Annotated in this window: 20 protein-coding genes; 11 read left to right on the forward strand and 9 right to left on the reverse strand. The window is 60.9% G+C overall.

Features of this window, described 5'->3' with window-relative positions; genetic code table 11:
- The first annotated feature begins 26 nt into the window (after positions 1–26).
- From ATE62_RS08995 to ATE62_RS22860, 7 genes are all read left to right on the forward strand, one after another.
- Positions 27–2,591, forward strand: a complete 2,565-nt coding sequence (locus tag ATE62_RS08995; RefSeq protein ID WP_058817806.1) for a TonB-dependent receptor — start codon at positions 27–29, stop codon at positions 2,589–2,591.
- A gap of 157 nt (positions 2,592–2,748) precedes the next feature.
- Positions 2,749–3,891 carry an NADH:flavin oxidoreductase gene (locus tag ATE62_RS09000; RefSeq protein ID WP_231728208.1) on the forward strand — a complete coding sequence of 381 codons (1,143 nt, stop codon included), beginning with the start codon at positions 2,749–2,751 and terminating at the stop codon, positions 3,889–3,891.
- A gap of 66 nt (positions 3,892–3,957) precedes the next feature.
- Positions 3,958–4,839: an NAD(P)-dependent oxidoreductase gene (locus ATE62_RS09005; protein WP_058807926.1), complete on the forward strand. Its 882-nt coding sequence runs from the start codon at positions 3,958–3,960 to the stop codon at positions 4,837–4,839.
- A 653-nt stretch (positions 4,840–5,492) separates the two neighbouring features.
- Positions 5,493–5,963, forward strand: a complete 471-nt coding sequence (locus ATE62_RS09010) for a helix-turn-helix domain-containing protein (RefSeq protein WP_058807927.1) — start codon at positions 5,493–5,495, stop codon at positions 5,961–5,963.
- 45 nt (positions 5,964–6,008) lie between these two features.
- Positions 6,009–6,398 (forward strand): hypothetical protein, encoded by a 390-nt coding sequence (locus tag ATE62_RS09015; RefSeq protein WP_156417083.1) that lies wholly within the window; start codon positions 6,009–6,011, stop codon positions 6,396–6,398.
- 33 nt (positions 6,399–6,431) lie between these two features.
- Positions 6,432–6,944 (forward strand): hypothetical protein, encoded by a 513-nt coding sequence (locus ATE62_RS09020; RefSeq protein ID WP_058807928.1) that lies wholly within the window; start codon positions 6,432–6,434, stop codon positions 6,942–6,944.
- A gap of 261 nt (positions 6,945–7,205) precedes the next feature.
- A complete protein-coding gene (locus tag ATE62_RS22860) occupies positions 7,206–7,502 on the forward strand; it encodes a helix-turn-helix domain-containing protein (RefSeq protein WP_197412018.1) in 297 nt (98 codons plus the stop codon).
- A gap of 658 nt (positions 7,503–8,160) precedes the next feature.
- Here the strand turns inward: ATE62_RS22860 and ATE62_RS09025 are convergent.
- The 3 genes from ATE62_RS09025 to ATE62_RS09035 form a co-directional block, all read right to left on the reverse strand.
- A complete protein-coding gene (locus ATE62_RS09025; RefSeq protein ID WP_058807929.1) occupies positions 8,161–9,534 on the reverse strand; it encodes an IS1182 family transposase in 1,374 nt (457 codons plus the stop codon).
- A gap of 122 nt (positions 9,535–9,656) precedes the next feature.
- Entirely contained in the window at positions 9,657–10,991 is a 1,335-nt protein-coding gene (locus tag ATE62_RS09030; protein ID WP_058807930.1) for a type II toxin-antitoxin system HipA family toxin, read from the reverse strand.
- Between the two features lies 1 nt (position 10,992).
- Positions 10,993–11,241 carry a helix-turn-helix domain-containing protein gene (locus tag ATE62_RS09035; RefSeq protein WP_058536453.1) on the reverse strand — a complete coding sequence of 83 codons (249 nt, stop codon included), beginning with the start codon at positions 11,239–11,241 and terminating at the stop codon, positions 10,993–10,995.
- A 136-nt stretch (positions 11,242–11,377) separates the two neighbouring features.
- Here ATE62_RS09035 and tnpA point away from each other — a divergent pair, with 136 nt between their 5' ends.
- The 3 genes from tnpA (at position 11,378) to tnpC (ending at position 13,736) form a co-directional block, all read left to right on the forward strand.
- Positions 11,378–11,797 (forward strand): IS66-like element accessory protein TnpA, encoded by a 420-nt coding sequence (gene tnpA / locus ATE62_RS09040; RefSeq protein WP_082662703.1) that lies wholly within the window; start codon positions 11,378–11,380, stop codon positions 11,795–11,797.
- Positions 11,794–12,141: an IS66 family insertion sequence element accessory protein TnpB gene (tnpB, locus tag ATE62_RS09045; RefSeq protein ID WP_058807932.1), complete on the forward strand. Its 348-nt coding sequence runs from the start codon at positions 11,794–11,796 to the stop codon at positions 12,139–12,141. Before tnpA ends, tnpB begins: the two co-directional genes overlap by 4 nt.
- 62 nt (positions 12,142–12,203) lie before the next feature.
- Positions 12,204–13,736 carry an IS66 family transposase gene (gene tnpC / locus ATE62_RS09050; RefSeq protein WP_058807933.1) on the forward strand — a complete coding sequence of 511 codons (1,533 nt, stop codon included), beginning with the start codon at positions 12,204–12,206 and terminating at the stop codon, positions 13,734–13,736.
- Positions 13,737–13,962: 226 nt separating this feature from the next.
- Here the strand turns inward: tnpC and ATE62_RS09055 are convergent, their stop codons facing one another.
- The 5 genes from ATE62_RS09055 to ATE62_RS09075 all read right to left on the reverse strand — a co-directional run bounded on the left by ATE62_RS09055 (position 13,963) and on the right by ATE62_RS09075 (position 17,390).
- Positions 13,963–14,886: a nucleotidyltransferase and HEPN domain-containing protein gene (locus ATE62_RS09055; protein WP_058536454.1), complete on the reverse strand. Its 924-nt coding sequence runs from the start codon at positions 14,884–14,886 to the stop codon at positions 13,963–13,965.
- Between the two features lie 19 nt (positions 14,887–14,905).
- Positions 14,906–15,358 (reverse strand): type II toxin-antitoxin system VapC family toxin, encoded by a 453-nt coding sequence (locus ATE62_RS09060; protein ID WP_058807934.1) that lies wholly within the window; start codon positions 15,356–15,358, stop codon positions 14,906–14,908.
- Complete coding sequence (locus tag ATE62_RS09065) at positions 15,355–15,648, reverse strand: type II toxin-antitoxin system prevent-host-death family antitoxin (protein WP_082639250.1); 294 nt, start codon at positions 15,646–15,648, stop codon at positions 15,355–15,357. Before ATE62_RS09065 ends, ATE62_RS09060 begins: the two co-directional genes overlap by 4 nt.
- A 343-nt stretch (positions 15,649–15,991) precedes the next feature.
- Complete coding sequence (locus ATE62_RS09070; RefSeq protein ID WP_058815256.1) at positions 15,992–16,675, reverse strand: RES family NAD+ phosphorylase; 684 nt, start codon at positions 16,673–16,675, stop codon at positions 15,992–15,994.
- Complete coding sequence (locus ATE62_RS09075; RefSeq protein ID WP_231736217.1) at positions 16,668–17,390, reverse strand: hypothetical protein; 723 nt, start codon at positions 17,388–17,390, stop codon at positions 16,668–16,670. Before ATE62_RS09075 ends, ATE62_RS09070 begins: the two co-directional genes overlap by 8 nt.
- 179 nt (positions 17,391–17,569) lie before the next feature.
- Between ATE62_RS09075 and ATE62_RS09080 the strand changes: the two genes are divergently transcribed.
- Entirely contained in the window at positions 17,570–17,980 is a 411-nt protein-coding gene (locus ATE62_RS09080) for a hypothetical protein (protein WP_082660218.1), read from the forward strand.
- A gap of 10 nt (positions 17,981–17,990) precedes the next feature.
- On the opposite strand, the gene ATE62_RS09085 is transcribed toward ATE62_RS09080, so the two are convergent.
- Entirely contained in the window at positions 17,991–21,725 is a 3,735-nt protein-coding gene (locus ATE62_RS09085; RefSeq protein WP_058807936.1) for a conjugal transfer protein TraG N-terminal domain-containing protein, read from the reverse strand.

The following is a 21,725-nucleotide window of genomic DNA, read 5'->3' on the forward strand; positions in this document are numbered from 1 at the left end:
CCGAACTTTGCAATCGAGGGAGAGAGATGATGAACCTGAAGGCAATTTCGCAGCTTCTATGTGGTTGCGCTTGGGGCATTGCGCTGTTGCCCGGGCAAGTGAACGCCCAGGCGATGGCGAGCAGCGCCGGCGACGTGATCGATCAAGCTTCAGAAGAAGGCCATGGCGACGAGATCATCGTTACCGCACGGCAGAAGAACGAATCCCTGAAGGATGTTCCTGCGTCGGTCTATGTGCTCTCGACCGACACAATCGAAAATACCAAAGCTCGCGTAGCAGTCGATTTCGTGAGCTTGACTTCGGGTGTCACCATTCAAACCGCCACAACCGATCCATCGGACGTGTCCATCAACATCAGAGGTCTGAACAGCCCGCGCGACGCGGAAAACAACATTGCGCTGGTGGTCGATGGCGTTCTCAAGACGAGCATTGCTTCAACTAATGAGCCTCAGGGTGCGCTGGCACAGGTCGAAATTCTCAAGGGGCCACAGGGCGCTATCTACGGTCGGAACGCGTCGGCCGGCGCTATCGTCATTACGACAAAGAAGCCGACGCCGGATCTGTCTGGTCAGATCAAGGGCCGTGTCGCCAACGACAACACATATCTCGTCTCCGGGCTGCTAAGTGGCCCTGTCACAGATGGTGTCGGATTCGTGCTGAACGGCGAATGGACCAAGTCGGACGGATATTATCGCAACACCTTCGTAGGGTCGGATCTGCATCAGAGTGTGTACGGCTATCGCGGCAATCCGGCTTCAGTGGACAGCTATAACAAATTGAACATCTTTGGGCGCATCCTGATTGAGCCCTCGGATGACACCGAAATCGATCTCAAGGCCAATTACGGAAGAAGCCACGGCGGCGCACTGAGTTTCAACGCAGTCTTCCAGATCCCAACACTCGCGCAAGCGTTCAATGACCCGATTTTCAACGCGCCGGTGAGCAAGCACAAGTTCATATTCACGGACGACACCGAGGCTAAGCACTGGCAAAAAACATATGGGGCGTCGATGAGAATTCGGCAGGACCTGGATTTCGGCACATTGATCGGAGTCGTGGCCTACAACAACAACAGGAATGAATATATTGCTGGAGGAACGAGCGGGGCGTTCGGTTTTTTCAACAACGAGCCCACCTGCATCCGCACCAGGCCAGCCACGGCAGGAGTAGTCAACCAGGCGCCATTTACACAGTATAATGCTGCGTTCGGTTTCGCCATGCCCTACTCACCTTCCACCTGCGACGGTATCCAGGGCAATCGTCGCACGCAGAAAGATGTGGTTTCGGAAATCCGGCTCACTGGCGGCGAAGGCACCTCGTTGAACTGGCAACTGGGAGGTAGCTACATCTACATCGATCGACGGGTTTGCGTAAACCTTACTCTCGACACGGGCCAGGGCGGGACGCGTCAGTGCTTCACGACGGACCCGCGATTCCCGACGGAGAATCTCACCGATGACAATTACCGGACCAATGTCTATGCCGTGTTTGCCGCAGCCGACTGGGACGCGACTGACAAACTTCGGCTGGGCGTCGCACTGCGCTACGATATCGAAGCGCGCGACCGCATCAATAATGTTCCGGTAAATGCCCGCACGCGCTGGGTTGGCAATCCGCGTACGGGATATCCGATTGGTACGGCGACCACGCCGTCGAACTATTTCCTCAATCCAGGGCTCGACCCGGCCTATAACCCGTCGGGCGTGATTGCCCCGATTTCGGAAACGTTCAAGCAACTTCAACCGAAGATCACGATCACCTACAAGCCCAACAATGACCTCACGATTTTCGGAAACTGGGGCATGGGATTCAAGGCCGGTGGCTTCAATCCGGCCGGCACCGAGGCAATCATCAATGGCTACTTCAATCCGCCGCCGCCGACAGGCATCAGTGCCGGAATCTCGGTTCCCGATCTCATCAAAAAGGAAACCAACAGCGCATTCGAACTTGGCGTTAAGGGGCGTGTTTTCGATGCGGTGAACTTCGAAGTGGCCGGTTTTCTCACCAACGTGAAAAACATGCAATTCTTTGAATTCTTCGTCGGCGACTTCGGTTTGCTGCGGAGCACCTCCAATATCGACAAGGTGCAGATCTACGGTATCGACGCTTCAATCGACTATAAGATATCGCCCGTCTTCAAGGTTTTCGTGAACGGAAACTACACCGAGAGCGAAATCAAAGCCAATAGCGGCCGTCCTTATACCGTCGGCAACAAATCTCCTGCGACGCCCGATTTCACGATCAACGGCGGCGTGCAGATGAATGCCCCGGTTTCCGACCGGGTCAATCTGGTTAGCCGCATCGATTTCAGAGTTGTCGGTCCAACCCCGTTCCATACCGTTCAACGGAATACGACACCGACCATCTTCGGGTTGCCGGCAACCTATGACAACTCGACGCGGGATACATTTGCGACCGTGAATGCAAGACTCGGTGTGGATGTTGGCAACTTCTCGATTTCTGCGTTCGCTACCAACCTGTTTAACAAGCACTATGTCGAGGACGTGGTGATCGCTCCGGAGTTCGGAGGCGACTTCATTGCAGGTGGCGCGCTCCGCCGGTTCGGCGTCGACGTCTCCTATAAGTTCTAGCTCGTTGGTCCGGTCCGGGATTCCCAAGCATCATTGCTGAGGATCCCGGGTCGCTAAATGCTCGGGAAGACCTGCAGACAGCCAGCGTCTTGCCCACCCTGCACTGGTACCAACCGCGATTGGCAAGACAATATGTCATTGAAGGAATGGATCGATCGTGTCGCTATTTGAACCGTTGACGCTGCCGCGTGGCCCCGCGATGAAAAACCGTTTTCTTCTCGCCCCGATGACCAATCAGCAGGCACGTGACGATGGCACTCTGACGGACGACGAGTTGAACTGGTTGCTCATGCGCGCAACGGGTGACTTCAGCCTGGTCATGACCTGTTGCTCGCATGTGCATCTGAAAGGCCAGGGCTTTCCCGGCGAACTTGGCGTCTACTCTGATGCCTTGATTCCCGGCTTGGAGCGGCTCGCAGGTGCCCTCCGCGGAGCGGGGGCCATATCAAGCATGCAGCTCTATCATGGCGGAATTCGCACGATTACTCCGGATCGCGCGGGACCATCCGCCGCCCCGGAAGATCATGCACGCGCGATGACGGTCGCAGAAGTGCGCGCGACAATTGAGGATTTCATAGTCGCGGCCGAGCGCGCAAAACGCGCCGGCTTCGATGGCGTGGAACTTCACGGAGCCCATGGTTACCTGATCAGTGCGTTCCTGAGCAGCGTCTATAACAGGCGTGAGGATCATTACGGCGGCAGCCCTGAGAAACGACGTCGGTTCCTGCTTGAGATTGTCGATGGAATTCGCGCGCGCTGCGGCGAGGATTTCCAGATCGGCGTTCGAGTTTCGCCGGAGCGTTTCGGCCAGGATGTCGGTGAAACCTCCGAACTGGCCCAGCAGTTGATCGACGAAGGAAAAATCGACTATCTTGATATATCGCTTTGGGACGTATTCAAAGATCCGGTCGATCCCAAATATCAAGGACGCTCATTGATGTCCTATTTCACGGAGCTGGATATGAAGGGGGTCAGGCTTGGTTTCGCGGGTAAGATAAATTCGCATGCCGACGCGACACGCTGCCTTGAGCAAGGGGCGGATTTCGTCGTCATTGGACGCGCGGCGATCGCTCATCATAACCTGCCCAAGCTGTTCAGGGCGAATCCACACTTCATCCCCCAGAAGTTCCCCGTAACTGCCGACTATCTGCGCACCCAAGGCCTTGGAGAAAGCTTCATCGCATATCTTGCAACTTGGCCAGATATGGTGATCAACTACTTTGTGCCGCCCGAGATTCCGCGGTTCGACGTCGAAGAATTCTTCAAGACCGGAAGGAGCGTCAAGCTCGCGGCCGGCTAATCGGCGGCGTTATAAACGCTGGCGCCGCCACCATTGGCAGTTCAGATAGCCGGATGGAGACAAGAATTGGAGCGGATAGGGTGGATCGGCGCTGGCAAGATGGGCTCACCGATGAGCTTTCGCCTGGCGAGACAAGGCTATGCGGTAACGGTGTTCGACCCATCGCATGCCGAAATTGAGCCTCTGATCGCCGAAGGCGGGCGGAGGGCGTCGAGCTTGGCGGAATTGGCTGAAGCGAGCGACCTGATATTTCTCACCATTCCCAACGACCAGGCGCTCGAGCAGATCATCTTCGGCGAAAACGGGATTCTCCCCGCGTTGGATGAATCGAAGCTGCTCATCGAAATGAGCACATTGTCGCCCGCCGTGTCAGCGAAGGTGGCGTCCGCGCTCGCCGCCGCTGGCGCGCGCTATCTGCGCGCGCCCGTTTCCGGCAGCACCGTCATGGCAAAGGATGGGAAGCTCACTGTGCTCGCGTCGGGCAATAGGGACGACTACGCCGCCGTGCTGCCGCTCCTGTCTTGCCTTTCGGCGCGCCAGTTTCTTGTCGGAACAGCGGAGGAAGCCCGCTACCTGAAACTTGTCCTCAACCTGATGTTGGCAGGCACCGCAGCACTGGTCGGCGAAGCGCTGACTTTTGGCGAAAAGGGCGGTCTCTCTGTCGAGGCTATGCTCGATGTCATCTGCGAAAGCGTGGTGGCATCGCCGGTTCTGGACTACAAGCGCGCCATGCTTATTCGGCGCGATTTTACTCCCGCGTTTACGGTGTCACAGATGATCAACGACGTTGATCTCGCGCTGGATTCGGCCAAGTTCGACCACGTCCCGATGGCGCTCAGCGCGCTCGTCCGTCAGCAATATGAAGCCGCCCGCGCACAAGGGCATGGCGCGAGAGACTTTTTCATGCTGCTCGAACAATGCGAGCGTGATGCTGGCTTCGCCATGTAAACGACCACGAACTCCTCCGTCTGATCGACTTCCTCGTCGAAACTCGGTCGCCGATGCCGCGCCTGCTGCCATCCGGCCGGCGATCTCATGGCTGGCTTTCGGGACTATGCCGGCGAAGTTAAATCGTTGCTCGCCAGAGCCGTGGGGATGCGGGAAAGCGGCGAGGCGGAGGCCCATTTACGCGACCTCCTGCCACGCCGCGCTGCGGCGCGATTTGCGCGAGGAACAGAGCCTTAGAACGCTAGGGACTCCCGATGACATGCTTGCGCTTGCATGCCGACCCTACCGATCCGGAAGTGGTCAATATGGCATCGTCTGGGTTGAGGCACGGGGAATGCCAGTGGCCTCGAGCTTCCTTATTTTTCTTGGCACTTTTGCCGGCTCCCCCGATGTAGGGCGGAGCCAGGCCGGGCAATTGATGGCCAAACTCCAGTCGGCGTCGGCTGAATATGGCACGACCTGCATCTCGCCGCGAGACGGACGTCGTGGATGGCTAGGCTAGGGCGTCACCGAGGCTAGCCGTTCACCCCGAAATTTTGACATCGGAAAGAGAGTGCTAGTTGGAATCGGCAGGAAAACCTACAATGCTTACAGTCCAGTGGATTGATTTGATCTTGTATTGAGTCATTCGTTTGTGCGTCCGGAGTCATTCCATGACCATCGATCAACTCACGCCCCGTGAGAAGGAATGCCTGAGGCTTCTTCTAAAACCCATGCGTGCCAAGGAAGTGGCCCGGGTTACTGGCTTATCGGTCAACACTGTCAACGAGCATCTGAAATCCGCGCGGCGCAAGCTGGGGACGACCGACAGCTGGAGCGCAGCCCAGTTGCTTCGCGCCCTCGAGGACCCCATCACTAATTCGGATACCAAAGAATGGGGATCGTCCCCCATGGCGGTTCCTGTCCAGAACAGCGCCACCGACACGTCGGCGTTTGAGCCGGTGATGGTGGAGCGATCGAGCCTGTTTCCTTTCGCAACGAAAGGAAGACCATGGAACGATCTGAGTTTTGGATGGCGTCTTGCATGGCCGCTTCTCCTTTTTGGCGTTATCGCCATCGGAGCGGGAGCAATCATGGCCGTGGCATCGGAACTCTCGCAGCTGACCATCGCCCTCACACGCTGACATCGGATTCACGCATGGCGACGGCCTGGGGCCGCGAGGAGTTATATGTCGATGTCATTTATGGAAAAACGTCAGGTTCAAATGCAGCGCCACGAAGTCGCGGGAGAAATTGTGTCGCGACTGAAGACCTTCGAAATGGATCTTGGCCGCGCCCTTTCAAGCGGTTCCGCGCTTGTCGGCTTGCTGCCGGAGGCGCGGTCGCGAGCCAACGTCTCCGATATCGTTGGCGTGGAGGTGATCAGCGATTTTGTCGCGTCCATCTCGCTCGTCAATCAGGCTATGGGCAAGGCAACAAGCGGACACTTGAACCTCGACGAAATACGCCGCGATCTGCGGATTCCTGAAACGCTTGGCGGCGACAAGATTCCGCTCCCGTCGTGGAGCGCCGTGCAGTCGGCAGCAAGTCCTGAAGAGCCGGATGCGATTGCCGGTTGACCGGGAGCCCCGTAATGCTGACCGTACGCCCTGATGATCAGGATATTGATTTTCAACGCCCTTTACATTGTCTCCAGCCTCTTCGCGCTAATCCGCGGAGGAGCGCCGGAGAGGATAGGGGCCGTCATCCTGATCGTCGACTTTCAACTCAGTGCCTGGGTCGTGGAGCCGATGCAAAGCCGCTTCGCCGGTGTGGAATGGCCTATGTTCGCCATCGACTCCGCTGCCTTCGTTGCGCTCTATCTCTTGTCGCTGGTAACAACCCGGTACTGGCCCGCGTGGATGGCAGGAACGCAGGCCTGCGTGGCATTGTCGCACCTGGCGGGATTGCGCTTGGAGATCATTCCCTGGGCCTATGGTACCGTCGTCGCGGTTTGGGCCTATGCCATGCTGATCATGCTTGTGGTTGCGACCTGCCGCCACCGGCAGCGCTTGCGCCGCTATGGCGCCGACCCCGCCTGGGTTTGGCAACTTTCCGCTTCCTATCGGTCCGGTGCGCCGCATGAGGGGCCGGTCGAGGTCGCGTTGGGCCGCGCCGCAAACTGAAGAAACGCCGCGGCGACCACCGACCGTTCGCCGCGAACGCCGTTGCCTGGAATCTCCTGCCGGATCGGCGGCGCTAAGGCCCCTCTAATGTCAGCATTCGACAGGTCCCCCATTTTGCGATTGTCACCGACCGGCCCGTTGTCGTTGAACGCCGCGCACGAAGAGTTTGTAGTTTCCCATTTCGGCGCTCGGCAGCGACCGTCTAAAGGCGCATAGACCGCGCGCCTTGCTGTGTGGCAAGTGCGCAAAGCCATGAAGCTGATGGCGGACCATATGGCTGACCCGATCGATCTCGGCGAGGTTGCAAGAAGTTGCCGCGTTTCTCGCGGCTATTTCATTGACGCATTCAATGCATCCACCGGACTGACACCGCATCAATGGCTCATCCGCTCACGCCTTCATCGCGCTCAGGAACTGCTCGGGTCGACGGATCTTCCGCTCGCCGAGATTGCACTTGCTTGCGGCTTTTGCGACCAGAGCCATTTCAACCGCACGTTCGCGCGCCGGACGGGAGAAACGCCGGGTCGTTGGCGACGGATTGCGAGGCGGGCGATATAGGGCTGTGCAAACCATATGCACGAGCTGGCCGAGTATCCCGATCCGGCCGGACAGCCACGTCAATTCTTACTCGCTGATCCTGTAATGTATCGAGTAGCTCGTATTTGCCGATGCCATCGCCCTGATGCAGGGCAGGCCGAAGGACCGATCAGGCCTTTAGTGCAATCAATAATTCAAGCCCGGAGCATGCTGACAGAATGGCGCCCGGCTATTCGCGTGCTGCAGGAAGCTCCGCGGTCGCTTCGCCCTTGAGTCCGCGTTCGACAAGGCCAGCAAGAAACTCGGCGAAGGGTGCGATAATCTGCTTGCTGCTCGCCGCCTCGAGGGACGCCATATATTCCTTGCGCCGTTCGACGTGAATGACGGTCCAGGGATACCGGTCAGACTGGGAGCCGGGACAACCCATGGACTGTCAAAGGCGTCATAACCTGATAAGCCGATCGGGACCCGGTTCGCGGACTCCATCAGGGCCAGCAGTCCCTACCGACTGCATCAACAGGTCGGACAGACGACTGCAACCGACCAGAACGCCGAACATCAATTTATGCTTGCAACGCGGGAGCCATCCACAGACGACAGACCACATTCGGCCGATGGTGTTGATAAAGTCCGCATTTGACAGAAGCGGACGGTGCCGGCGAGCGGCAGCGCTCTTCATTCAAGCCATTTCTGGCCGCGGCATGGGGATGATCTTTGCCATTTTGCGGAGGTTTTGAGCTGCAGCTGCGAGGTGGAACTCGTCGCGGGCGCCATTGGGGCCGCGTAATCGCAGCCGGTCGAGCCGGAGGATGCGCTTGAGGTGTGCGAACAGCATCTCGACCTTCTTGCGTTCGCGCCGTGAGGTGATCCATTCGTCTTCCTGGGCGATCACACGGGCCAGATCGCGAGCACCTTCATGCACCGATCGCAGCACTTTGCGCGGCTCCGTCCCCGGGCAGCAGCGCGGCTTGAGCGCGCAGACATCGCAGTCGAGCTTGCTGGCGCGGTAGCGATAAAGACCATCGGCGTTGGGCCGGTTGTGATCGACATGGCCCGACCGGCGGAAGCGCCTCAGCTGCTTGCCCGCCGGGCAGGTGTAATGATCCAGCTCATGATCGTACAGGAAGTCGGTGCGATCGAAGGCGCCATCGGCGCGAGCGGACTTGTCGAACACCGGGATATGCGGTTCGATATCGCGTTCGTTGACCAGCCAGCCGAGCATGTCGGCCGAGCCATAACCCGTGTCGCCGATCAGCTTGCGCGGCCAGAGCCCGAGGTCATCATGCACACGCGCGATCATCCGCTTCGCTGCCGTGACCTCGGCCTGCCGCACCGCGGTGCTCGCCTCGACATCAACGATCACTGCGTGGTCGACGTCGATCAGATAGTTGGTCGCATAGCAGAACTCGGCGCGGCCGCCGTGCGCCGAGGTGTAGCGCGATGCCGGATCGGATGGCGATATGCGGGGCGGGACCGCTTGGCTCGCCGCCCCGAACGCCGCATCGTCGAGCACCGCCAGATACTCGTCGACCGCCCGGCTCGTCAGGTCAGCTGGCAAGCCGTCTTCGCCGCTATGGAAGTGCTGCCGGTTGGCCTCCGCGCGGATCAGGCTCGCATCGACCGCGAAGCCTTCACCGCCGACCAGCCCCTCGGCCATGCAGCGCGACACCGTCATCTCGAACAGCTTGCGCAAGAGATCGCTGTCCCGGAAGCGGCCATGCCGGTTCTTCGAGAAGGTCGAGTGATCGGGAACCGCGCCATCGAGCCCCAACCGGCAGAACCAACGATAGGCGAGGTTCAGATGGACCTCTTCACACAGCCGCCGCTCCGAACGGATACCCATGCAATAGCCGACGATCAGCATCCGGATCATCAGCTCCGGATCGATCGAAGGCCGACCCGTCTCACTGTAATAGGGCCGAAGGTGTTCCCGGATATCGCCCAGGTCCACGAACCGGTCGATCGAGCGCAACAGGTGATCTGCCGGCACATGATCCTCGAGGCTGAAGCTGTAAAACAGCGCCTCCTGCATCACCGTCCGCTCACCCATCATCTGCAAAATCTCCCGGTCCTGGAGATTCTGAATCAGGACTGCGCCATCACTGCAAGGGGAACTTTTTCAACAGCATTGGCCGTGCCCGGTCGTTGCCGGCAGTGAAATGCGGCCGTTGCCAACTACTGATGCACATGTTCAAGGCGCGACAGGCGCGCCCCGATCGCGCCAGCGACACTTTCATGGATATGGGTTGCAAAATCCTTGGGCATGCGGGCGAGGGCCCGTTCGGCGGCGCTTGGCGCCTTCGCAAGAATATCGTCGATCATTGCCCTTATCTGGGTTTTGCCGAACCCCGCTTCGCGCGCGGTTTCGACAAAATGCCGGCCCCAGATGTCGAGAATCTTGTATTTGCGGTTGGTGCCGACCGACATCGCGAGCTTGTAGCGGTTGTTCGGAATCTGCTTCTTGTCGAACGCCGGTTGCGCCGACAGCACGTCGTAAAAAGGGGTGAGGGCAAAGCCGCCGCCAGGGCGTAGATAGATGCTGAAATTCTTGCCGTGCCCGTCGGTCGCGCCGATCAGCCAGAATATGATCTGGCTTTTGAAGAAATCGGCGCGGTCCTTCGCTGGCTCGTCGCTCGCGGCAAGCAGTTTCAAAATGTCGACCGCACTCGGCCCGTTCTGATGGCCGATGACGGTCGACTGATATTTGCGGGTCGGCGGGATACCGAGCGCCTGACAGCAATCTTCCTGCGGAATGCGCAGCAGGTCCTTGTCGCCGCGCCATTGGCGATCGAAACGTTCGACGACGAGCACGCGGCGCTTGCCGAAGGTTGTGATGCGCGTCTGGGCAACGGAGAGGCCGAACTGTTCGAGAAGCGCCAGGCAATAATGCTCGTTGTCGACGCTTGCGGCCATGTCGATGACGCCGGTCGAGGTCGGTATCTCGCCGATCTGAGGCTTAAGGATATGCGTGGTCGGGGTGATGCCGATCGGCTTCATCCATCTTCTCTCGAAATGAAGCAGCGCGGTCTTTTCCTGCGCACCAGCTACCGAAATCCGGAACTCGTGCTCGGGATCGATACCGAGCGGCACGCCGCTAAGATTTGCGAGCATTTTCTCGATCGATTTGTCGCTGATCGGCTTGCCGTGGATGGTGCGATTTCCGTCGCCTTCGTGGTGCGGCAGGAATTGCATCGCGCCAACGCAGTCGCGGCCGATCTGTTCAAGCAGGCTGTAGGCGTCGGTTCCTGCGGCGCTGGTGCGCTCGGCAACTCGCCTCCGGATATTGGGATTATCGGGAAGGAGATTGTCGAACACGGCGACCACGGGGGCGCCGCGGTAGATGGCGCGGCGCAACGGAAGCGAGAGCGAAATCGCGAAGCGATGCTCCCATGCAAGCCAGCTTTCATCGTAACGGAAGCTGATCGCGCCGCTCGTTTCTTTTTCCAGCTGACCCGCAAGACGCCCGTTTATCAGGATGTCGAGCGGGATGTGCGTCTTCTCGCGCGCCATGTCAGAAGATGTCGCCGATATTCTGGTTTCCCTTGGTGCGGGCGCTGATTGCTATGTTGAGATCGAGTGCGGCGAGCACGAGGAGAAGCGTGTCGAGCTTCGTGCCGTCGCTGCCCTGCTCGATACTCGATATGGTTTTCTGATGCTTGCCGATCATCTCGGCAAGCTGCTGCTGCGAGATGCCCTTGCGGGCGCGGGCGTCCTGAATATAGGCGCCTAGCTGCGTAGCGGTTCGTACCATCTGATTCATGCCGTGCCTCCGGGCGTCGATATACCCTTTAAGGTATAAAAACGCAATATACCCTGCAGGGGTAACCGTGTCCTGAAGGCCGCCTTGCGGGAAGCTGCTCTGGGGTGCTGATAGCCGCTCTTTGCGAGGAGCGGTGATGAACGAGGATATCGGAGCGGCGGGAGCGAGTGCTCTTACGACCGGTCATATGAGTGATCGTATGAGCAGTCGGATCGCGGTCGTCGGTGGTCGCCGTCGCTGGTCGGTGGATCAGAAGCTGTCGATCCTGCGCGAGGCGTTCGGCCCGGATGGCTCGGTCTCGGCAACGTGCCAGCGGCACGCGGTCGGCAGCGGGATGCTCTATACGTGGCGCCGGCAGGCATTGGCGGGCGATCTGACGGGGGCGAAGCGGACGCCGCCGCCATCGTTCGCCGAGGTCGAGGTGTCGGTGCCGACCGCGGTGACGGCGGGCAGCGGCCAGATCGGGATCGAGCTGCCGTCGGGGGTGCGGATCACCGTCGACGCGGCGGTCGACGCCGATGCGCTGGCCCGGGTGATGTCCGTCCTTGCCCGATGATCCCTTTACCACCGACGACGCGCATCTATCTGGCCTGCGGCGCCACCGATATGCGCAAGGGGTTCGATGGTCTCGCGGTGCTGGTGCAGCAGGTGCTGGAGAAGAGTCCGCACTCGGGGGCGCTGTTCGCGTTCCGCGGCAAGCGCGGCGATCTGGTCAAGCTGCTCTGGTACGACGGCCAGGGTCTGTGCCTGTTCTCGAAGCGCATGGACCGCGGCCGGTTCGTCTGGCCGATTACCAAGGCCGGCAAGGCAAGTCTCACCGCGGCGCAGCTTTCCATGCTGCTCGAAGGCATCGACTGGCGGCGTCCCGAACGCACCGCGGCACCCTTGCTTGCAGGGTAAAAAGTGGCGGATTATCGTTAGTTTTACTGGCATTGTGGAGCCTGTTTTGCTAGGCATCCGGGGTGTCGGAACCAGCCTCTTCCAGCATCGACAAGGACGCCCGGATCGCTGAGCTCGAAGCCGCTCTCGCGGCCCGCGACACGCTGATCGATACCCTCCGTCACCAGCTCGCCCAGCTTCGCCGCATGACCTTCGGCCAGTCGTCGGAGAAGCTCGCGCTGCAGATCGAGCAGCTCGAGCTTGCTCTCGAGGAACTCGAAGGCGAGGCTGAGGTCGCCGACAACCGAACGAGTGAGCGGGCACCCACCGAGCGCCCCTCACCGGTGCGGGCCTTGCCCGATCATTTACCGCGCGCCGAACGGCGGATCGAGCCCGAGGCCGGCAGCTGCACCTGTCCTGATTGCGGCGGCGCACTGCGTCCGCTGGGGGACGACAGCGACGAGCAGTTGGATGTCGCGCCGGTCCAGTGGCGTGTCATCCGCACCGTGCGGCCCAAGTATAGCTGCCGCGCCTGCGACAGGATCGTCCAGGCGCCGGCGCCGGTGAAGGCGATCGCGCGCGGTAAGGCGAGCTTCGCCACGCTCGCCCATGTCGTCGTTCACAAGTTCGATCATCATCTGCCCCTCTATCGCCAGGCAGAGATGATGGCGGCGCAGGGTATCGACATCGATCGTTCGACCCTCGCCGGCTGGGCGGGCCAGGCCGCGCATCTGCTAGATCCCATTGTCAGCCGCATCCGCGAGGAAGGACTGAAGGCCGCCAAGCTCCACACCGACGACACGCCGGTGCCGATGCTCGTGCCCGGCAAGGACCGGACTGCGCAGGCGCGGCTCTGGGCCTATGTTGTCGATGACCGCGCATCGGGCGCCGCCACCCCGGCGCTCGCCTGGTATCGGTTCACCCCCGATCGCAGCGGCATCCATCCGCAGAGCGAGCTCAGGTCGTTCACCGGCCTACTCCAGGCCGACGGCTATGCCGGATATGACAAGCTCTACCAGGGCAATGGCATTCAGGAGGTCGCCTGCTGGGCGCATTTCCGGCGCAAGATCTTCGAGTGTCACCAGACCAGCCCGACGCCGCTCACCACGGATCTTCTCGACCGCATCGCCGGGCTTTACCGGATCGAAGAGGACGTCCGCGGTCAGCCGCCCGATGTCCGGCGCCGCCACCGGCAAGAGCAGGCCAGGCCGCAGATCGACGCGCTTCGCGGCGCGATCGACGACGCCCTGCGCTGCCTGTCGCCCAAGTCGGCGATGGCAAAGGCGCTCGCCTATGGCCGCAAGCGCTGGGGCGCGCTGACCCGCTACATCGATGAGGGCATCGCGGAGATCGACAACAATATCGCCGAGCGCGCCATCCGCGCCATCGCGATCGGGCGCAAGAACTGGCTTTTCGCCGGATCGAAGGCCGGCGGCGAACGCGCCGCCGCCATCTACTCCGTCATCGAGACGGCGAAGCTCAACGGGGTCGAGCCGCAGGCCTATATCGCCGACGTCATCGAGAAGATCGCCTCAGGCTGGCTCGCGTCCCGATGGGATGAGCTCATGCCATGGAACTGGCAGCACGATCAGCAGCAGATCGCCCAAGCCGCCTAGCTGCGGCCTTCAGGCCACGCTTACCTGCAGGGTATAATCCTTCATTACACCCTGCAGGGTATATTGTGCAGCCGGAAGCGGAAATTGGAGCTAGAACGGAAGGGGCCACTGCAGAGTATACCAAGGTCAGCGTCGTTCCAATGATAGCGAGAATAGACGGTGGTGCTCGGATCGAGTCGCGCAAAGGGAACCGCTTTGAGCGGCTCAGGTAGGAGGGGGCGAGCGACTATTCCGATGAAGTGGAGGCGCGAAGCTCCTCGATACGCGCCGTGCAAACCATATGAACGAGTTGCCCGAGGGCCTCGATCTGCTTGGAGAGCCAGGTCAATTCCTCCTCGCTGATCTTGTAGTGTTTTGAGTAGCGCGCTTTCACATAGGCATCCTTCAGCTTCTCGAACCGTGCGCGTTCCTTTTGCGTATCGCGCGGCCAGGCGTCGAACAGGCGCGGGGAGGCGCGCTCGGCTTGCGTGCGGAGAAAGTTGAGATTGTGGACGTGGGGTGTGTAGAAGGTGAGGACGAGGAGGACGCAATGGTACAACTGCTCGGTGGCTTGATGTAGCGAAAACGCAGCGTGCCGATGCTCATTCTGCGAAATGTAGAAAAGAGCTCCTTTTTGAGAGGCTACAGCCAGCGAGAACCATTCTTCAAAATACTCTTCTGCCAATGCAAGCGCCTGACCAGACGCTTTCGGTTTCGGTTTGTGAAGTTCGCTCTCGTCAGCCTGATAGAGGGCGATGCCGTCGCGCGCGACGTCCATGAAGAAATACCGGCCATGCGCGAGGCCATCGTTCACTTCTTGGAGGCTGTGGACGATAAAATTGACGGGCGTCTTCAGGGTCTGCGTGATCGCGCGCTCACGGTTGAGCCGTTCCTCCGCGCGTTCCCAATAGGCGACCCGGTCGGTGAGCTCCTTCTGGTTGACGATCACGAGAAGGTCGAAATCCGATTGATAGCCCTTCGCCGTATGCGGCTCGTCGACCCAACCGCCGCGCGCATAGGAGCCGTAGAGAATGACTTTGAGAATGCGGCCGAGCCGGCGGTTGCCAGTCGCCTGGCCATTGGCATCGCCGAATTCCTCGAACAGAATCTGGACGACACGCTCAAGCTCGCGCTGTTTTGCGGGAGGGAGATTATCGAGGTCGGTTTTCACGTCATAAATCTCGTCAGCATCATGTCAGCGGGAAGAGGGAAGGGTCGTCTTCCCAAGGGTTGAAGATGACCGCGCCACTGTGCCGGATATCCTTCGCGTTCCGCGTCACCAAGATCAGGTGATGCTCTACAGCGGTCGCGGCAAGCATCGTATCGATCACAGACGGGGCATGCCCGGTCTGCCGCTTCACTTCGCCCGATATCGCGCCCCAGCGGTATATCACCGCGTCATCGACCGAAAGGATGCGATCGGCGAACCGCGTCGCCAAGGCGTCCCGGGCGACGGCATAGCGTGACCGATCGGGATGGTCCGGTTCGAGATTGTGGATGCCCTTATCGATCTCCGCGAGCGTCAGGACACTGACGAACATGCGTTGCTCGTGCTGCGTCGACGCCCAGGACTTGACCGATGGCGCGCCACTGGGGCTTGCGAGCGCTGAAACAATATGAGTGTCGAGCAGCCACCCGATCACAACGCAAAATCTCGTCCACGGTCAATCTCGCGCTCCAGATTGAGTCCATCGAGATGAAGCCCTTCTAGGAAGGGCACCAAGGAGAGCTGTTCGGGATTATCAGGCAGGAGCCGGTTGAGCTCAGCCACGCTCATTACTACGACCGCTTCGCGCCCGCGCACCGTAACGCGTTGGGGACCTTCGCTCTCGGCGAGCCGAACAACCTCGCTGAATCGTGCCTTGGCATCCTCCAGCTTCCAGCTCCGCATTCGAACGCCGGGTGCGCCACGAGCAATCTTGCGGGCAACCATACTCACACCTCTTCTGACTAGCTAGTCAGATATAGCGACACCTCGATCGAACGGCAATAGCGGATATCGTATTCGAAGGAGGAGTTGAGTAGGGCAGCACGGCTCGGCTCCATCAGGCGATGCCCGATCGTTTGGATAGCTGCGTATTCAATGGCGTTCCATGAGAGATGCCGCAGATCTTGCGGCAATTTTCATGGGTTGTGAGAGAGGAGGGGGAGGTCTTGTTTGGGGTCGATCCGCCGTCATGATACGAGCCAACCGAGGATGTTCGCTATGGAACAGGAAACACAAGTGCAGGCCGCTCTGGAGGAATCTCCACCCGAATGGCATCACATGATCCTGGTCATCGCCCCGTCAATTTCACGCCAATTCTGTCGGCGAGCAGAACAATCCCGGCAAAAATGGCGGGTTCGTTGACGATGTCGAGTGAAGGGCCATGCGGTGACAACAGCCCGGGATCAATCCGGTCGCCAAACAGAACGATGGCAAGCGCCCGGTCATCCTGTCGCGATACCCAGTACAATCCCTGAACATCTGCACATTGCGCATGGATCGCCTCCGCCCAGCTCCGGGTATAGGGATAGCGATCCTTCTCGGTATCGATGAGCTGGGTGCGCGCGACCCCGAGCTTCCGCAGCGCGGTTACCCGCAGGTCCGCCAGCGTCAGGTCGGAGGAACTGGCGAACTGCGAATAGAGATGGCCGCGGAGCTTGCGCTTGGCGACGCTTTTGAGTCCGGGCACAAAAGGGACGTCGTGATAGACGGTTTCCATGGCGGCACAATCGAAGGTCTCACCGCCGTAAATGGTCGGAACCGGTTTGCCCTTGGCGTCAAGGATGGGACTGAAACGCGCATTACCCTTCGGACCGGGATTGAAGACGTCAGCGCCATATGCCTCCGGATGGACCCGGTGTATGATTTTGGTCGATGGCCAGGTCACCCGGCGTACGAGCGCATCCAGATTTGCCGGAGGTGAAGGAGGGGGAGTGGGCGGCGGCGTGGAGGAAGCGGCCTTCTTCCTAGCCATGCAGCACGCCGGCCAGTTCGTCTTGAGCTGCCGCAAGAACGCGATCTGGAGCGCCCAACAGCAAATCCTTTGGTATCTTGCCGTCAAGGAAGCTGTTCACCGAGGCAAACCAGATCGCGACGTCCCATGCGTCAAGTTCGCTGTCGAATAGGGCCAGGATCGGCGCGAGCCCCTTGGCTGGCCGATATCCGCTGTCGGGGTCGAGCGCATAGCCAGGGTAATAGTCACTCCCGTTGCGACGGATCGCGAATATACGGCCCTCGCGTTTCCACTTGTTTGGCTGGGCGCTGGCATTCTGCCCACTGAACCCTGCGATTTCCGAAAGCTGCGCGGCCGTGAGCCAATCCGCAGTCTCAAGCACATGCTTGCGTGCCTCGGCGTTCATCCGGGCCTCTGCAAGCAGATGCTGCGGCGGCGGAACCTGCGGTACCAGCGCATCGACAATCGTCTCCAGCGCCTGCTGCTCACGGCGAGCAACGGCAGCGAGCACGAGAGGTGCGATCGCCTGAATCGCCTCTTCGACCGCCTTCGCGAGCTTTTTGTTGCCATGTTCCATGGTGAACGCCACGACTTGATCGTCGCCGGCGGCGTCAAGTTTCCGCCGCACCTCGGAAGCCGTGCCTGCGAGTGTTTCGAAGCCGATTGTCGTCAATTCGGTGGGAAAGGTCGCAGCCATGCGCATGTCCAATGGGATATAATGAATATCCATATACATTGATCTTCGAAATATTCAAGAGAAAGGTTGGATCGACATCGCGAGCGGGAAAGGCGCAATCGAAGTTTGCCGGAATCCCGCAAGATTTGCGGCGATTGTCCCTCGGGGTCGGAGGAAAGATGGAAGAAATTGGTTGGGCTAGGTCAGCCCACATGATAGGATATCCGGGATCAATCGAGATGACACGCGAATTTCAAACGACGGATAGCGAGGAAGAAAATCCTCCGGAAAGGGTGCAACGGGCGCCCTTGTCCGCTTATCTTTGGCGCCCATGGTACGCTCGGCTCTGGTGGGTGGCGATCCCCGCCTATTGGGCGGGAATGGCGCTTTCGTCGCAAGTGCCGCTGATCGCGGATTTCTATGATCTCGCACTTGCCGGCTATCTCAACGTCTTCTTCTTTCCGCCGACCGCACTCATGGTGCTCGGGCTGGGCTTTGCGCAAGAGCGGATAGGCCCTTTCGATTGGTCCGGCGACTATGATCCCCACGAACGGTTCGGTCCGGAACGTGGACCAAGCGGCTTGCCCTGTTACGTGGATCCGCTCGACCCGCGCTCGGGTCCTCTCTGGATTGGCCACAAGCGGCACTGAAGGTGGCGCCTTACTTGCGTTCCTTGAATTCGGAGTTGCCATCGGTCCAGCCGTTGTCGAGGTCGGTCGAGAAGCTTCCGCTGTTCAAGACTGATCGCTGCTCGATCGATGTCAGGGGTCCAGTAATGTCATCCGTCCCGCGGCTCGCATCGGCCTGCCGGAGATAACGGTTTCGCAGGCCATCACTGCCGAGGACCTCGCGCGACAGAGCAGAGCTGAAGGCCTTCTCGGGGACGGACGACCTGGCCGCCGCACGCTCGGCCTTGGCGATCGCATCGCGAACATCATAGTTCACGATATCAAGATTGGCATTGGCATCTTCGGTGGAATTGCCCATGTCGCTGCTCGAACCGCCGAGGCTGGCTCCGGATCGGCCATAATGATCTTTGCTGGGCGATTGACGGTTGCCCGCACGCGACGCTGCGGCCGCGCCTCGGCTTCCGGCTCCGCCCGAGATCTCGGCGTCGATCGTCGAACCCATGGTAATGCTGTCGCTGGCGCTCCGCGTGATCGACCGCTGCCATCCTGTCTGGACCATGATCGCCTGCACGTCGCGCTGAAGCGTGTCCGCGACTTGCGGCTTGAGCCGCCAATTGCCCTGGCGGTCCATCTCGAATCCGCCCTTGAGCCACCCTTCCATCGCGCGCTGCCCCTCCGCGCCGCCGCCGAGGAAATGCTCGATCGTGTCGGGTCCGGCCTGTTTGCCCGCCTCGAACCGCGTACTCGTGTCGCTCCGCGCAGATTGCTGATAGCTCGCGCTGCTTGATACAAGCAGATCGTTATTCGCGAAGCTGAAACGCGCATGGCCGCCATTGGCGAGCGCGCCATATTGGCTGTCGTTGATGAGCCCGGCCTGGTGGAATTGTGCGGCCTGCGCCGCTGTGAGGTTGAGACCGAGATCGCCATTCTGCGCGAGCGCAAGGTCGCGCTTGGACATGGTGATGCCCTGCGCGCGGAGCAGCCCCTGCATACGGGTAAGCCGCTCCTTGTCTACGATGCTCGTGGTCCGCTCGTTGCGCGCGCGATCGGCGATCCCGGCAGCGCCGCCAGCGGCCATATCGACCTGATTGCCCGCCGTGCGGCTGAGCGCCTGGATGAAGCTGTCGAGCTGCGCGGCTTCGCGGGTCGAAACGCCGGCCGCGGCCGCGCCCTGCGCGAACCCGAAATTGTCCGACTGCCGCCGCTGTTCACCGATCCGCGCTGCGGCACGGGTGCCGCTCGTTCCCACCTCGCGCTGCGCATCGAGCTTGCCCGACCGTTCCGCGAAGTCATAGCCGGCTGCCTCACGAGTGCGTCCATAGACGCTCGCGCCCTCGCGCCCGGCCTCGGCCGTCGCCCCGTCGGCGGTTCCAACCGAGACCGAGGCATTATATTGCTCGAGTGCGCGCATGACCTGCGCTTCATTGCGTCCCGTCGACCGCGCGAGCTGCGTAATCGCACTGCTGCGCGCCTCGCCCGACAAGCCGTTGATGAAGGAGATGCGCCGGGCAGTCTCGTCAACCGGAAGGCCGAGCATGCCCGCCGCACCACGCTGACCCTGATTGCTGCCGGTCCGCCACGCCTGTTCGGTCGCGACATTCGCGCGCTCGACGCCAGCAACATCTTCCCCTGCGAAGTCCCTGCGTCCAGCCATCGCGCCAGCCTGGACCTGTGCGGCGGTGAGGTCGTTCGCGATCATCTGTTCCTGGTCATAGGCATTGGCTATGAGCTTCGCGAAGGTCGGGTCGGCCTGCGCTTCGCCGATGACACCCGACGCCTTCAGCGCCGCGTCGTCCTTCGAATAGCCGTTACGTTCGAAATGACGCGTCGCGGCCTGCTGCATCATCCCATAGGCGCGCTGATCGCCGAACGCGCGCCATTGTACCAGATTCTGGGCAAAGGAGGCAAAGGCACGTTCACCTGCTTCGCCCTTGCCGAAATAGGTCGTGCCGAGCGAACGAAGCGCATCTTGCTGCGCGAACTGGTGGATAGCGCTGGTCGCTGCGCTCGCCTGGACCGCGCGCGCCGCATCCGGATCGGCGAGATCGCGCCCGGCAAGCGCGGGGGCAAGGCCGCCGAGCGCGCGCGATCCCTCGATCCCGCCCAGCGCCATGGCCGTACCGCCGGGGGTGCCGGGCCGTTCACCGAGGATGCGGCCCGCCTCGCCGAAGGAGCGGTTGGCGCTGAACGTCGTGCGCTCGCCGAAATCGCCGAAGCTCGACGCCGCCGAGGCGCGGGCGCGTGTCCCGAGCGCGGAGGCTTGCGCTTCGAGTGCCGACGCCTGCCCTTCAGGGGTGGTCATCGGTGCGGCCACGGCCGCCGCGCCGCCGGCAATCCCTTGTGCGCCGTGGGTGAAGGACGAGAAGACGTTTCCGCTGAACCGGAAGATCGTGAACACGAAGGCCCCGGCGATCCCGGCCGCCGCCGTCCGGAAGGTCCCGAACACCGCGAGCGCCTTCATGGCCGATGACGGCGCGAGCAACCAGGCGTTCGCCGCGAGTCCGTTCGCGCGCACCTCTTCGAGCGCCGCCATGGCCCGCCCCAGCGTGAGCTGATGAATGCCGGCATCGATCACGCCCCAGAGCGCGACAAAGACGAACAGCCCGAGCGCGAAGCTTGCGACCCGGAGATTGATCGGGGTCAGGATGAAGAGAAGCGCGACCGGGATCATGAACAGCATGATCCCGAACACCGTCGCGCGGATTGTCGGCATCCATTCATTGGCGACCGACAAAGTCGCGAGCCCGTTCGACATGACCGCGCGATTGGCCATCACGCGCGCCGCGCTCGCGGGCGAGTCCTCGAACAGGACATCGCCTACCGTATTGCCGAGCAGCACGTGGGTCATGAGCGCCTGGGTGGTAAGCGGGTGGCCGAGCATCATCTGGCCGAGATCGCCAAGCTGCTGCCGACAGCGCGCCAGCTGCTGCGCGCTGCCGACGTCATAGCCGGTTCGCGAGCAAATCTGCTTTGTGTAGCCGTCGAACAGCGTCGGGTCGGACAGGCGATCCGAAATATGGGTCCAAGCGTCCGAACAGCTCATCGTCGACCCACCCTTGTCGGCGGCGGTAAAGACCGTGGAGAAGGTCGCCGGCCCCGCCATCGCCGCGAATGCTTCGGGAAGGTCGGTTGCTGTGTGAAACAATTTATCGTCATCGACGCCATAGGCCGCAGATACCCTGGCGACCGGATAGCATTGCCGGACATAATCCTTGATCGTGGCATCGAGGAAGGTGTCGGTCATCGGCCCGCGCGGGCTCACCGCGTTGAGCAGCAGATCGAAGCCGTGGCCGCCGGCGCCGAACTCGATCTTGGCACCAGGATCGAGCGTATTGTCGTCGATCGTCTCGACGATCGCGCGCTCGATCATGTTCGTGGCGCCCGCCACCAGCACCAGCAAATTGGGGACGTCGCCAACCGGCTGGTAGGCGTTGCGCACCCGGTCATAGACATGGACCGTGCCCGTGGTCGCGATAAGGCCCACGAACAGGCCAATGCCGAACAACATCTGGAAACCGAACCCGACGAGGCCCATTCCCGAGCCGCGAACGCTCGCGATGACCGCGCCGAGCGCGATCCCGGCGGTCGCGATGATCAGGACCAACGTCTCATAGCGTGGATCGGCGAAGATCATCGAGACGAGCCGGAACGCATCGACCGTCTCGGCGAAGCCATTATAAGTGTGGAAGCTCGTATCGATCGCCCAGGCGGGACCGGCGGCGAGAAGGGCGGGAAGTCCGGCGCTTAGGCGAAGAAGGCGGCGCAT

The organism is Sphingopyxis sp. HIX (assembly GCF_001468285.1).
Classification (GTDB): domain Bacteria; phylum Pseudomonadota; class Alphaproteobacteria; order Sphingomonadales; family Sphingomonadaceae; genus Sphingopyxis.